Raw genomic sequence first — 12,476 nt, 5'->3', positions numbered from 1 at the left:
ACGTAACAATAGCGTATTGTGGCATAAAAACAGACAATTCGGGAGTTTCAAATGACCTTCGAGTGGTGGTTCGCTTATCTGCTGACATCCATCATCCTTAGCCTTTCCCCAGGTTCAGGCGCCATTAACACCATGACCACCTCCATCAACCACGGCTATCGCGGTGCCGCGGCGTCCATTGCCGGTTTGCAGACCGGTCTGGGCATTCATATCGTGCTGGTGGGCATTGGTCTGGGTACGCTCTTCTCCCGCTCGGTACTGGCCTTTGACGTGCTGAAATGGGCCGGTGCCGCGTACCTGATTTGGCTCGGTATTCAGCAGTGGCGTGCGGCAGGCTCAATTGATCTTAATACGCTCGCCCAGACGCAAACACGCGGGCGCCTGTTTAAACGCGCGGTGTTTGTGAACCTGACCAACCCGAAAAGTATTGTTTTCCTCGCCGCGCTGTTCCCGCAGTTTATCGTCCCGCATCAGCCACAGGTCATGCAGTACGTGGTGCTGGGTGCGACCACCATTGTTGTCGATATCATCGTGATGATTGGTTACGCGACGCTGGCGCAGCGGATTGCGGTATGGATTAAAGGGCCTAAGCAGATGAAGGCCCTGAACAAAATCTTTGGTTCGCTGTTTATGCTGGTAGGCGCGCTGCTTGCGTCAGCGCGTCATGCTTAGCGAGAAATGATGAGATGAATGCCAAAGCCGGCGAACAACGCGCCGGCGAAGCCGTCAATCCACTTCGCAATACGCTGGTAACCGCGGCGCATCGCCGGTAAGGCAAACAGGCTGGCAACCACGGTAAACCACGCAAAAGTTTCCACCACGATCAGCAGGAAAATGCCCCAACGCGCACCCGCCCCCACGTTGTCACCCACAAACAGGGAGAACACGGAGCCGAAATAGATAATCGCTTTTGGGTTCGCCAGGTTGGTGAGCAGCCCTTTAATAAAACTCCGGCCGCCCGTTGCCAGCTCAACTTTCGGTTCTTCCGGCTTTTTCTCTTCTTTCTTCAACGCCCCGCGCAGCATCTGGTAGCCCATCCAGCAAAGGTAAAGCCCCCCGCCAACCATGATGATGTTGTGCAACCAGGCCATCTTCGCCAGAATCAGGTTCAGACCAAGCAGCGCCACGGCCGCCCAGACCATAACGCCCATGGTGATACCCAGTACCCCCATCATCGCTTCTTTGCGGGAGCGGCTGACGGCGGTTTGGGACACGAAGAAAAAGTCAGGACCCGGGCTCATGAGCGCAACGATGTGCACTAACGCCACGGTAAGAAATAGCATTAACATAATTAACTCGCAGGGAAATAATTAAGTGAGTCACCATCCTGACATTTTTTAGGCTGGCTGACTACTCCTCATCGTCACCGTCGACATGAGCACGGATAAGCGCCATAAACTCTTTGCCAAAGCGTTCCAGCTTGCGCGTACCAACACCGTTGACGCTGAGCATTTCGCTGGCGCTGAGCGGCGTCTGCTCTGCCATCTCGATAAGCGTCGCATCGTTGAAGACCACGTAGGGCGGAATGTTCTCTTCATCAGCAATGGCTTTACGCAGCTTGCGCAGTTTGGCAAACAGCTTGCGGTCGTAATTGCCGCCGTACGATTTTTGCATCACCCGCGGCTTCAGGGCGACAACGCGCGGAACCGCGAGCTTCAGTTCGATATCCCCGCGCAGCACCGGACGTGCCGCTTCGGTAAGCTGAAGCGCGGAGTGTTGGGCAATGTTTTGCGTGGCAAAGCCCAGGTGAATCAGCTGACGGATGATGCTCACCCAGTGCTCGTGGCTCTGGTCTTTGCCGATACCGTAGACGGGCAGCTTATCGTGTCCCATGTCGCGGATACGCTGGTTATTCGCCCCGCGTAACACTTCCACCACGTAGCCCATGCCGAAGCGCTGGTTCACACGATAGATGGTCGAGAGCGCTTTGCGCGCATCCATCAGGCCATCGTATTGCTTTGGTGGGTCAAGACAGATATCGCAGTTGCCGCACGGCTCCTGACGCCCCTCGCCAAAGTAGTTGAGCAGCACCAGACGGCGGCAGGTTTGCGCTTCGGCAAACGCGCCCATCGCGTTGAGCTTGTGGCGTTCGATATCCTGCAGTTGGCCCTGCGGTTTCTCTTCCAGACAACGGCGCAGCCACGCCATGTCGGCCGGATCGTAAAACAGCATGGCTTCTGCAGGCAGTCCATCACGCCCGGCGCGGCCAGTTTCCTGGTAGTACGATTCGATATTGCGCGGAATGTCGAAGTGTACGACGAAGCGCACGTTCGGCTTGTTGATCCCCATTCCGAACGCCACCGTCGCCACCACAATCTGCAGGTCATCGCGCTGGAATTTCTCCTGCACATCGGCGCGAACCGCGTTTTCCAGCCCGGCATGGTAGGCGGCGGCGCTAAAACCACGGTTCTGCAGGCGCGCGGCCGTGTCTTCCACCTTCGCGCGGCTGTTGCAGTAGATGATGCCGGACTTCCCGCGCTGCTCCTGCACGTAGCGCAGAAGCTGATCCAGCGGCTTGAATTTTTCCATCAGCATGTAGCGGATGTTCGGGCGGTCGAAGCTGCTGACCTGAATCAGCGGATCGTTCAGCCCCAGCAGCCGGACGATATCCTGACGCGTGGTGTCATCTGCCGTCGCGGTGAGCGCCATAAACGGCAGTTCGGGAAAACGCTGACGGAGCTGGCCGAGCGCCGCATATTCCGGGCGGAAATCATGTCCCCACTGGGAGATACAGTGGGCTTCATCCACCGCCAGCAGGACCGGATTCCAGTGCGACAGATGATCGAGGAAGTTATCCAGCATCAGACGTTCCGGCGCGATATACAGCAGGCGAACCTGCCCGGTACGGCAACCGGCCATAACCTCTTGCTGCTGCTCGCGGGTCTGGCTGGAGTTAAGACAGGCCGCCGCCACGCCGTTGGCAAGGAGCTGATCGACCTGATCTTTCATCAGGGAAATAAGAGGCGATACCACGACCGTCAAGCCGTTGAGCACCAGCGCAGGCACCTGATAGCAGAGGGATTTACCGCCGCCGGTAGGCATGACCACCAGACAATCGCGGCCTTCCAGCACGGTTTCAATGATGGTTTCCTGGCCAGGGCGGAACTGCTGGTAGCCAAAGGTTTCATGCAAAACCTGTTTAGCCAGCGATTCCTGATTCAATACTTCCGCCTGCGCCACGTTAACCCCATTTGCCAGAAATAAAACAGGCGCTATTTTCAGCGCCTGAGAGAGAAACTTCAACGTTTAACGAAAAAACATTCGAGCTGCCTAGAAAATATCGTTCAGCATCACACCCACACCTACACGGGTCTGGTTGAAGTTGTAATCGATAAGCGACTCGCCGTAACCGCTGTAAACCTGAGTATAGAGCCGAACGTGCTTGCTCACCGGATAACTGAGGCCCAGTTCCGCGCCACCGTAACCGGTGTTCCAGTTGTACTGGCCTTTGGCGCTCAGCACCGCGTCACCCAACTGATAGCCGATTTTGAGCTGATAATAACCCATATATTTGGTGATATCCGGGTTGTCGTCGGTATCGCCCACCACAAACCACGGCTTCACTTCCGCCATCCAGTTGCCGTTTTGCGCCATCAGTCGCGTATAGGCACGGTTCCAGCTGCGCGAGGTAGGGTCGGAGCGTCCATTTGAATCGTGGTTAAAGCCCACCTCAATGTCACGCAGCGTCCAACCCGCGAATTCATAATCGGTCGCAAAACCGAGGAACAGCTGCGGCTCATAGTTGGTTTCACGGAACGGTGAAGATTCGCCACTGTTGGAAAGCTGCCACCAGGATTTCTGCGTGTAAGAGGCGCCGAGCACCGAATTCGGTCCCAGAATGCCGCGCCAGAACGGGAACGCGAGACTTAACTGGAACTTCACTTCGTCTTTACGCGCATTATCGGACCAGTTATAGGAGCTTATCGCCTCTTTGTTGAGATCGCTGGTCTGCGTGTATATCACGTAGTTGGTGTCATACGGATACAGCGTGAACGGATTATCATGTTCCTGAAGAAGGTTCGCGATAATGCTGCCCTGCACGGCAGGTTGATCGTGAACTTCTTTAATCGTCGCTTCCTGGGCATATGCTGTGAGGGGCAGCGCAACCGCCGCCAGTAACCAGGCCAGATACGTCCGCATCGGTGGTGTTCTCCTGCAAAGAGTTAATTAGTTGAATTGTTATGTGGCGGATATTCTACATACTTCTGCGACAACTGCTGCATCCTCGTTTCTGAAAGTGGAATTCCTTATTGCTGAAGCATAAAATCAACATTTTATTAACAATAAGGATGTGATGCCTCATGTCAGCCATGCTTACCGCCGAAGAAGCGTTAAAACTCGTGGGCGAGATTTTTGTTTACCATATGCCGTTTAACCGTGCACTGGGTCTGGAGCTCGAGCGCTACGAGAAAGCGTTTGCCCAGCTCAGCTTCAACAACCAGCCGATGATGGTAGGCAACTGGGCGCAGAGTATTTTGCACGGCGGGGTGATTGCCTCAGCGCTGGATGTGGCGGCGGGTCTGGTCTGTGTGGGCAGTACGCTGACGCGCCATGACACCATCAATGAAGACGAGTTGCGCCAGCGTTTGTCGCGTATGGGCACCATCGATTTACGCGTCGATTACCTGCGTCCCGGGCGCGGAAACCGTTTTACCGCCACCAGCAGCCTGCTGCGCGCCGGGAATAAGGTTGCCGTCGCCCGCGTTGAATTGCATAACGAAGAGCAGGTCTATATCGCCAGCGCAACTGCCACTTATATGGTGGGTTGAAACCCTAAAATCGGGTAAAATTAATTCACTTTTTTGTAACGGATTATCCCGATGGATGCTAAACAAACGCGGCAGGGCGTACTACTCGCCCTTGCCGCTTATTTTATTTGGGGTATCGCACCGGCGTACTTCAAGTTTATCGCTTACGTACCCGCTGACGAGATCCTCACACACCGTGTGATTTGGTCGTTTTTCTTTATGATCGCGCTGATGAGCGTTAGCCGTCAGTGGTCTGGCGTCAAAACGCTGCTGAAAACGCCGAAAAAGGTGTTCCTGCTGGCCCTCTCAGCCGTGCTGATAGGCGGCAACTGGCTGCTCTTTATCTGGGCAGTCAATAACCATCACATGCTCGAAGCGAGCCTGGGCTATTTTATTAATCCCCTGGTCAACATTGTTCTGGGCATGATTTTCCTGGGCGAGCGCTTCCGTCGCATGCAGTGGCTGGCGGTCATCCTCGCTTTTTGCGGCGTGCTGGTCCAACTGTGGACCTTCGGTTCGCTGCCCGTGATCGCTCTGGGCCTGGCGTTCAGCTTTGCGTTTTACGGGCTGGTCCGGAAGAAAATAGCCGTTGAAGCGCAGACCGGGATGCTGTTTGAAACCCTGTGGCTATTACCGGTCGCGGCGATTTACCTGTTTGGTATTGCCGACAGCGCAACCAGCCATATGGGCAGTAACCCGTTGTCGTTGAATCTGATGCTGATGGCGGCCGGTGTGGTAACCACCATTCCTCTGCTGTGCTTCACCGGTGCCGCAACGCGCCTGCGTCTCTCCACGCTGGGCTTCTTTCAGTACATCGGTCCGACGCTGATGTTCCTGCTGGCAGTGGTGTTTTACGGCGAAGTACCGGGCGCAGATAAGATGGTGACGTTTGCCTTTATCTGGGTGGCGCTGGCGATTTTTGTTGCAGACGCCCTTTATACCCAGCGCAGAACGCGCAAAGGATTGTAAGCGGTGATGAGGCGGGCAGGCACAACGCCACCCGCCTGAAGTTTACAGCCAGTTACGGCGCTTGAAGTAGAGGTACGGCGCCAGCCCGGCGAGGATCATAAAGATAATCGCGCCAGGGTAGCCAAAGCTCCACTTAAGCTCCGGCATAAACTCAAAGTTCATCCCGTAGCTCGAGGCCACCAGCGTTGGTGGCAGGAAGACCACCGAGACCACCGAGAAGATCTTGATGATGCGGTTCTGCTCGATATTGATAAAGCCCATCGCCGCCTGCATCAGGAAGTTGACCTTCTGGAACAACGATTCATTGTGCGGCAGCAGGGATTCGATATCGCGCAGGATCTCACGTGCCTGCTCCAGCTGACCGCCCGGCAGACGCGCCTTACGCACCAGGAAGTTCAGCGCGCGCTGGGTATCCATCAGACACAAACGCACCTTCCAGCCGATATCTTCCAGCTCTGCCAGCGTCGAGAGCGCTTCGTCGTATTCATCGCCCTGATGACCTTCCATGATGACGCGGCTCAGCTTTTCCAGGTCGCTGTAGATGTTTTCAATTTCATCCGCCAGCTGTTCGATTTTGGTTTCAAACAGGTCCAGCAGCAGTTCGTAGGCATTACCGTCGACCATCGCCTGGCTACGGGCGCGCATGCGGTAGAGACGAAACGCGGGCAGCTCACGCTCGCGCAGGGTAAACAGGCGACCGTCACGAATGGTAAACGCCACGGTGGAGTTACCTGCGTGATCGTCGGCGTCTTCAAAAAAGAAGAAGGAGTGAATATGCAGACCGTCTTCATCTTCAAAAAAACGAGCAGATGCTTCGATGTCTTCCAGTTCCGGGCGGGTTGCCAGGCTTTGCCCCAGCTCAGATTGTACGCGAAGGCGCTCATCGTCGTCCGGCTCGACCAGATCCACCCATACGGCATCAATGAGGGGCTGTGACTCTTCGGCTTCAAGCCGAGTCAGTCGGTTATTTTCGAGTTGAAATGCGCTCAACATGACCGGGACTCCCAATGCAAAAAATATCGGACAGTTCGGTGGGCACACAGAAACAAATTGGGTTTCAGACCATTAAACAGCCTGACTCAGCGCGACGGGAATAATGCAGGTCGCTGACAACCACTAAGGCCATCAGCAAGAGGAGATAGCCTTAGGAGTTGTTCCTGGATGACAGGGAATTGAGCCAGTATCTACTGGGTGTGTCCAAGGCGAATGTCCTCTTAGCGTAATCGTGCGCGCATGTTACGCCAGCAGTAATAGTGGCGTCAACACGCAACGGAACGCTGAAGGGCATTAATTGACCTTCAACGTATAAGGCTAGCAGATTATTACAAAATAATGATATTTTTCTGAAAGTTACACATTTTCCAGCCTGGCGTAGGCTGCCACCAGCCATTTGATACCTTGCCCCTGGAACGCCACCTGCAGGCGGCTGTGCTCGCCGCTACCTTCCAGATTGACGATGGTGCCTTCACCAAACTTAGCATGACGCACGCGCTGACCCAGCTTGTAGCCGGTGTCCGTTTCAGCAATCGGCGAGCCCATACGCTGATGGCTGACCGGGCGGCTGATACTGGCGCGCAGGCGCACCTCTTCCACGCACTCTTCCGGCAGTTCGCCGATAAAGCGCGACGGACGGTGATACACCTCTTTACCGTACAGGCGTCGGGTTTCGGCATAGGTCAGCGTCAGCTTTTGCATCGCGCGCGTCACGCCAACATAGGCCAGACGACGCTCCTCCTCCAGACGCCCACCTTCATCCAGCGACATCTGGCTCGGGAACATCCCCTCTTCCATCCCGACGATAAACACCTGCGGGAACTCCAGACCTTTGGCGGAGTGCAGGGTCATAAGTTGAACCGCATCCTGCCAGGTGTCTGCCTGCCCTTCGCCCGCTTCCAGCGCCGCGTGGGAGAGGAACGCCTGCAGCGGCATCAAATCTTCGTCTTCTTCGTTGTAGCTGAACTGGCGCGTCGCCGTCACCAGTTCCTCTAAGTTCTCAATACGGGTCTGGCCCTTTTCGCCTTTCTCCTGCTCATACATGGTGCGCAGACCGGAGTCTTTAATCACCCGGTCAGTCTGTACGTGCAGAGGCATATCGGCCGTTTCCTGTGCCAGGGCATCAATCAGCTCCAGGAAGCGTTGTAAGGCGCTGGCTGCACGTCCGGCGAGCGCTTTCTCCTGCAACAGCTCGCGGCACGCCTGCCAGAGTGTCAGCTGGCGATCGCGGGAGGCCTGGCGCACCACGTCCAGGGTACGGTCACCGATGCCGCGGGTTGGGGTGTTCACCACGCGCTCAAACGCCGCATCGTCATTACGGTTTGCGATCAGACGCAGATACGAGAGCGCGTCTTTGATCTCCTGACGTTCAAAGAAGCGCATGCCACCGTAAATGCGGTACGGCATACTCACCTGCAGCAACGCCTCTTCCAGCACGCGCGACTGGGCGTTGCTGCGATAGAGAATGGCACACTGCTCCAGCGCGCCACCGTTGTCCTGCCAGGTTTTAATACGGTTCACCACAAAGCGCGCTTCATCAAGTTCGTTGAATGCGCAGTAGATAGAGATCGGTTCACCGTCAACGCCATCGGTCCACAGCTTTTTACCCAGACGCCCGTTGTTGTTCTCAATCAGGGCGTTGGCGGCGCTCAGAATGTTGCTGGTCGAACGGTAGTTCTGCTCCAGACGGATGGTCTGAGCACCGGGGAAATCATTGAGGAAGCGCTGAATGTTTTCCACCTGCGCCCCACGCCAGCCATAGATGGACTGATCGTCATCACCGACGATCATCACCTTGCCGGTATCACCGGCCAGCAGGCGGATCCATGCATACTGGATGTTGTTGGTATCCTGGAATTCGTCCACCAGAATATTGGTGAAGCGTTCACGATAGTGCTGCAGGATATGCGGTTTGTTGAGCCACAGCTCATGCGCACGCAGCAGCAGCTCAGCAAAGTCCACCAGACCTGCGCGATCGCACGCCTCCTGGTAGGCTTTATAAACGTTCTGCCAGGTTTGCTCGACCGGGTTGCCGAAGCTCTGAATATGGTGCGGACGCAGCCCTTCGTCTTTCTGGCCGTTGATGTACCACATTGCCTGACGCGGCGGCCACTGCTTCTCGTCGAGATTCATCGCCTTGATAAGACGCTTCAGCAGACGCAGCTGATCTTCGCTGTCGAGGATCTGGAAATCCTGCGGCAGGTTAGCGTCCATATGGTGCGCCCGCAGCAGGCGATGCGCCAGACCGTGGAAAGTCCCCACCCACATGCCGCCCTGGCTGGTGCCCATCAGCTGTGCGATTCGGTGGCGCATCTCTGCCGCCGCCTTGTTGGTAAACGTCACCGCCATAATGGAGTACGGCGAGCAGTTTTCCACGCTCTGCAGCCACGCAATACGGTGTACCAGCACGCGCGTCTTACCACTGCCCGCCCCAGCCAGCACCAGCATGTTGGTGCGCGAAGCGGCAACCGCGTCACGCTGTTTGTCATTAAGGCTGTCGAGCAGGTAAGAAACGTCCATTGGCACCGTCACGTAATGTCAGGCAGGCGAATGTGATTCCTTCGCCAAAACCCTGTTAATTTATACAGAACAATTGATGATTATATCAGCGTCGTGAGGGATGCCAACCGTGAAATTTCCACGTGCGGCAGAAGACGGCTGTCCGGCGTTGTCATCAGGTCAGCGTTTTCCGGCTTGATCCAGCAGGCCTGCATGCCGCAGCGGATCGCCCCGGCCACGTCCGTGGTCAGGTCATCACCCACATGCAACATTTCGCCGAGCGGCAGGTTCAGTTTTTCCGCCGCCAGGTGATACATATCGTTAAACGGTTTCGAGCGCCCGTGCGGGCCCGCGCGCAGCACAAACTCAAAATAATCGCCAAGACCAAACAGCTCAGGCTGGGCATTGCCATTGGTAATCGCCACCAGCGGCCACTTCTCTGCCAGCGCGGCCAGCGTATCGTGGGTTTCCTGTGGCACATCAATACGGCTGCGCCATTTGGCGAAGTTTTCCATGGACGCTTCAGCCCCTATCGCCGCATCACGCGCGCTCATGCCAACATTCAGCATCGCCTGTTCAACCGCACGTCGACGCCATTCGGTCACGTCATGGTAAATGTCCGGCTCGGTCTCCCGCAGGGACTGACGCAGCTGCTGGAAGTCCTTGTTCTGCATCGTCTTCAGCGCCGGGTGATAGTTCTGCACAAACGCCAGCGACTCCTGCTCGGTACGCAGGATCACCTGGCGGTTATCATAAAGGGTGTCATCAAGGTCAAAGGTAAGGGCTGATATCTGACCCAGTGGGCGGTAAAAACGCATTATTTCCCCCGTTTGGCGCGTGGATGCGCCGCGTCATACACCGAGGCAAGGTGCTGGAAGTCTAAGTGGGTATAAATTTGGGTGGTGGACAAATTCGCGTGGCCGAGCAGTTCCTGCACGCCGCGCAGATCGCCGCTTGATTCAAGCATGTGGGTCGCAAAAGAGTGGCGCAGCTTGTGCGGGTGAACATGGCTGTTCAGCCCCTGCTTAATGCCCCACTCCGCAAAACGCTTCTGCACGTTACGCGCCGAGATCCGCTTGCCGAGTTTCGACAGGAACAGCGCCTCTTCTTCCGTGCCAAACAGCCCGCGCAGGTCAAGCCAGTGCTCAATCCAGGCGACAGCGTTGCGACCAATCGGCAGGCGGCGCTCTTTGCTGCCTTTGCCCATCACCCACACTTCGCCGGTATCCAGATCGAGATGTTTTATATCGAGATTGACCAGTTCAGACAGACGCAGTCCGGCACCGTACATCACCTCCAGCATCGCGCGGTCACGCACCGCCAGCGGATCGTTAAGATCGATATCCAGCAGGCGATTGACATCATCGACGTCGATATTTTTAGGCAGATGACGCGGTGCTTTTGGCGTGGCAATGCCTTTCGCCGGGTTGGCTTTAAGGCTGCCCTGGCTCACCAGCCAGTCGAAGAAACTGCGCAGGGCAGAGAGCCTGAGCGCCAGACTCGCCGGGCCTAACCCTTTCCTGCGGCTACGCACGACGACTCCACGAACCGTCGCAGCGTCACATTGTTGCCAGCTTTTCAGGCCGATTTCATCGGCAATCTGAATGATGGCATCAAGCTGACGCTGATAGTTCAGCAGCGTTATGGGGCTAAGCTGACGTTCAACTCCCAGGTAGCGCAGAAAGCGCGCGACGTCAGTGGCAAGAAGTCCGTCCGTCATACGCGCTCAATCCAGCGCTCCAGCAGCTCAGGCAGCATCAGGGCGATCTCCTGCAACAGGTGCGTACCTTGCCCCTGCTCATAGTGATGCGCGTCGCGACTGGTAAATAACATCACGCCTAAGTCGCCATCGCGCCCCATCAATGACATGGCCACCGAGCCAATCGCTTTGGCTTCTGGCAATACCACCAGCAATTCTGGTCCGTTCAGCGGCCCCAGATAGTGATGTTGATGACCCAGGCGCTGAATACGTAGCGGCTCAAACGCCTGACGGCTGAGCGCCAGATGGGTGAAACCAGACGGTGCACCAATGCGCCAGCGGTCGGGGAAGAGACGAAGGGTTGCGCCTGCAAGCCCCAGTTCTCGCGCCCAGCGGTGGAAACGGCTGAGAAACTCGTCAAGGCTGTGGGCCGAGGCCAGACGCGCCTGCAGATGCAGCAGTCGATAGAACAGGCTTTCGTTATTGTTCGCCTGTTCCATGAGCAGCGTCATGTTCTCTTCAAGCTGATTGATGTGGTTGCGCGCGCGAGCCATGTGCCATTCGACCAGCGACACGGTCCCGCGCACCGGATGCGGCACGCGCATCTGTTCGACAAGACGTGCATTGCGAATAAAAAACGCGGGATTGTTCAGCAGATAATCAACAACAGCACTGTCGTCCAGTTCCGTCACCGTTTCCTGCAGTTCTTCCCCTGGTTGCTTCATAGATGGATAAACCCGTCATAGACATGTACCGCCGGGCCAGTCATAAACAGCGGATGACCCGGTCCTTTCCAGGCGACATCAAGACGACCGCCTGGTAACTCCACGCGAACCTCTTCTGCCAGTAACCCCTGAGCGATGCCGACGGCCACTGCCGCGCAGGCACCGCTTCCGCAGGCCTGGGTTTCGCCCGCGCCGCGTTCATACACCCGCAGACGGATGTGTTCACGCTTCACCACCTGCATAAAACCAATGTTCGCGCGTTCCGGGAAGCGTTCATGGCTTTCCAGCACCGGGCCGAGGGTTTCAACGGCGGCGGTCTCCACATCATCAACCTGAATCACGCAGTGCGGGTTTCCCATCGAGACGACGCCACACAATACTGTCTGCTCGGCCGCACGCATAATATAGGTCTTTTCCGCTTTGTTTGCGCGAAACGGCACGGCGGAAGGTTCAAAGTTCGGCTCGCCCATATTCACGCGAACCAGATCGTCATCGGTGACGCTGAGCACCATGCGACCATTCGCGGTACTGACGCGGATATCGCGCTTGTTCGTCAGCCCTTTCAGGCGGACAAAGCGGGCAAAACAGCGCGCACCGTTGCCGCACTGGGAGACTTCACTGCCGTCAGCGTTAAAAATACGGTAGTGGAAATCGAGGTCAGGATCGTACGGCGGCTCAACCACCAGCAGCTGATCGAACCCCACGCCCAGATGCCGATCCGCCAGGCGGCGGATCAGTTCCGGGGAGAAAAAGACATTCTGCGTTACCGCGTCGACGACCATAAAATCGTTGCCAAGGCCATGCATCTTAGAGAACTGCATCATTCGCTCCATTGCGCGGGTA

13 protein-coding genes are annotated in these 12,476 nt (G+C 56.4%); 3 read left to right on the top strand and 10 right to left on the bottom strand.

The window, feature by feature from the left end; translation table 11 throughout:
- Window positions 1–51 precede the first annotated feature (51 nt).
- The gene (rhtB, locus tag L466_RS20100; RefSeq protein ID WP_014172125.1) at window positions 52–672 is read left to right on the top strand and encodes a homoserine/homoserine lactone efflux protein; all 621 of its coding nucleotides are present in this window, start codon (window positions 52–54) and stop codon (window positions 670–672) included.
- On the opposite strand, the gene rhtC is transcribed toward rhtB, so the two are convergent.
- The 3 genes from rhtC to pldA all read right to left on the bottom strand — a co-directional run bounded on the left by rhtC (window position 669) and on the right by pldA (window position 4,140).
- Window positions 669–1,289: a threonine export protein RhtC gene (gene rhtC / locus L466_RS20105; RefSeq protein WP_014172126.1), complete on the bottom strand. Its 621-nt coding sequence runs from the start codon at window positions 1,287–1,289 to the stop codon at window positions 669–671. The genes rhtB and rhtC overlap by 4 nt on opposite strands.
- Window positions 1,290–1,350: 61 nt before the next feature.
- Window positions 1,351–3,180 (bottom strand): ATP-dependent DNA helicase RecQ, encoded by a 1,830-nt coding sequence (gene recQ / locus L466_RS20110; RefSeq protein WP_025202782.1) that lies wholly within the window; start codon window positions 3,178–3,180, stop codon window positions 1,351–1,353.
- Between the two features lie 90 nt (window positions 3,181–3,270).
- Window positions 3,271–4,140 carry a phospholipase A gene (pldA, locus tag L466_RS20115; protein ID WP_020882880.1) on the bottom strand — a complete coding sequence of 290 codons (870 nt, stop codon included), beginning with the start codon at window positions 4,138–4,140 and terminating at the stop codon, window positions 3,271–3,273.
- A gap of 161 nt (window positions 4,141–4,301) precedes the next feature.
- On the opposite strand from pldA, the gene yigI reads away from it, so the two are divergent.
- Together yigI and rarD are read left to right on the top strand one after the other, a co-directional pair.
- Window positions 4,302–4,769 (top strand): acyl-CoA thioesterase YigI, encoded by a 468-nt coding sequence (gene yigI, locus L466_RS20120; RefSeq protein WP_014172129.1) that lies wholly within the window; start codon window positions 4,302–4,304, stop codon window positions 4,767–4,769.
- Window positions 4,770–4,820: 51 nt separating this feature from the next.
- Window positions 4,821–5,717: an EamA family transporter RarD gene (gene rarD / locus L466_RS20125; RefSeq protein ID WP_014172130.1), complete on the top strand. Its 897-nt coding sequence runs from the start codon at window positions 4,821–4,823 to the stop codon at window positions 5,715–5,717.
- 42 nt (window positions 5,718–5,759) lie between these two features.
- Here rarD and corA read toward each other — a convergent pair whose 3' ends face one another.
- The 7 genes from corA to dapF all read right to left on the bottom strand — a co-directional run bounded on the left by corA (window position 5,760) and on the right by dapF (window position 12,454).
- Entirely contained in the window at window positions 5,760–6,710 is a 951-nt protein-coding gene (gene corA, locus L466_RS20130) for a magnesium/cobalt transporter CorA (protein WP_020882881.1), read from the bottom strand.
- Window positions 6,711–6,861: 151 nt separating this feature from the next.
- The gene (gene ysgD / locus L466_RS23850; protein ID WP_212743980.1) at window positions 6,862–6,918 is read right to left on the bottom strand and encodes a YsgD/CorL family protein; all 57 of its coding nucleotides are present in this window, start codon (window positions 6,916–6,918) and stop codon (window positions 6,862–6,864) included.
- A gap of 149 nt (window positions 6,919–7,067) precedes the next feature.
- Window positions 7,068–9,230 (bottom strand): DNA helicase II, encoded by a 2,163-nt coding sequence (gene uvrD / locus L466_RS20135; RefSeq protein ID WP_032681932.1) that lies wholly within the window; start codon window positions 9,228–9,230, stop codon window positions 7,068–7,070.
- An 80-nt stretch (window positions 9,231–9,310) separates the two neighbouring features.
- Complete coding sequence (gene yigB / locus L466_RS20140; protein ID WP_014172133.1) at window positions 9,311–10,027, bottom strand: 5-amino-6-(5-phospho-D-ribitylamino)uracil phosphatase YigB; 717 nt, start codon at window positions 10,025–10,027, stop codon at window positions 9,311–9,313.
- A complete protein-coding gene (xerC, locus tag L466_RS20145) occupies window positions 10,027–10,929 on the bottom strand; it encodes a tyrosine recombinase XerC (RefSeq protein ID WP_032680093.1) in 903 nt (300 codons plus the stop codon). The genes yigB and xerC overlap by 1 nt, the downstream gene beginning before the upstream one ends.
- Window positions 10,926–11,633 (bottom strand): DUF484 domain-containing protein, encoded by a 708-nt coding sequence (locus L466_RS20150; RefSeq protein ID WP_014172135.1) that lies wholly within the window; start codon window positions 11,631–11,633, stop codon window positions 10,926–10,928. The genes xerC and L466_RS20150 overlap by 4 nt, the downstream gene beginning before the upstream one ends.
- The gene (dapF, locus tag L466_RS20155) at window positions 11,630–12,454 is read right to left on the bottom strand and encodes a diaminopimelate epimerase (RefSeq protein ID WP_032680092.1); all 825 of its coding nucleotides are present in this window, start codon (window positions 12,452–12,454) and stop codon (window positions 11,630–11,632) included. Before dapF ends, L466_RS20150 begins: the two co-directional genes overlap by 4 nt.
- Between the last annotated feature and the right edge of the window lie 22 nt (window positions 12,455–12,476).

The sequence above is a fragment of the Enterobacter sp. BIDMC 30 genome, from assembly GCF_000534355.1.
Lineage (GTDB): Bacteria > Pseudomonadota > Gammaproteobacteria > Enterobacterales > Enterobacteriaceae > Enterobacter > Enterobacter ludwigii.
This window is presented reverse-complemented; position numbering and strand designations above follow the sequence as displayed.